Annotated in this window: 1 protein-coding gene; it reads left to right on the top strand. The window is 23.6% G+C overall.

Features of this window, described 5'->3' with window-relative positions; all coding sequences use genetic code 11:
* Positions 1 to 631, top strand: a 631-nt coding sequence (locus tag AVBRAN9331_RS09770; RefSeq protein WP_336612933.1) for a cation diffusion facilitator family transporter, incomplete at both ends; no start/stop codon positions are given.

The following is a 631-nucleotide window of genomic DNA, read 5'->3' as shown; positions in this document are numbered from 1 at the left end:
ACCACAATCATTCTCATACTCATTCTTATGATTTTACTAAGAATAAAAAAGCATTATTATTAAGCTTTATAGTAACTTTTGTAGTAATGTTTGCTGAATTAATTTATGGGTATTTAGCTAATTCTTTAGCATTAATTAGTGATGCACTTCATATGATAACACACGCTTTTGCATTGATAATAAGTTTTATTGCACTAATATTTATTAATAAACAAGATAGTAAAAAAACTTATGGATATTATAGAAGTGAAATAATAGCTGCTTTTATAAATGCTATTATGATAGCTATATTTACTATATTTATTATCTATGAAGCTATTGAAAAACTATTAAACCCAAGTAAAATAGATATAAAGACTATGCTTATAGTATCTTGCTTTGGACTTGTAGCAAATATAATTAGTGCTTTATTATTAATGAAAGCTGATACAAGTAATTTAAATATTAAATCAAGTCTAATTCATATGCTAAGTGATTTACTTAGTTCTGTTGCAATTATTATTGGTGGGATTATTGTTTATTATACTGATTTTTATTTTATTGATTCAATACTAGCTTTAATAATAGCTTTAGTAATTGCTAAGTGGTCTATATCATTATTTAAACAAAGCTTAGATATTTTACTTGAGAG

It is taken from the genome of Campylobacter sp. RM9331 (assembly GCF_020137685.1).
In the GTDB taxonomy this organism is placed as follows: Bacteria; Campylobacterota; Campylobacteria; order Campylobacterales; family Campylobacteraceae; genus Campylobacter_E.
The sequence above is the reverse complement of the archived record's forward strand: the minus strand, read 5'-3'. Positions and strand labels throughout refer to the sequence as shown.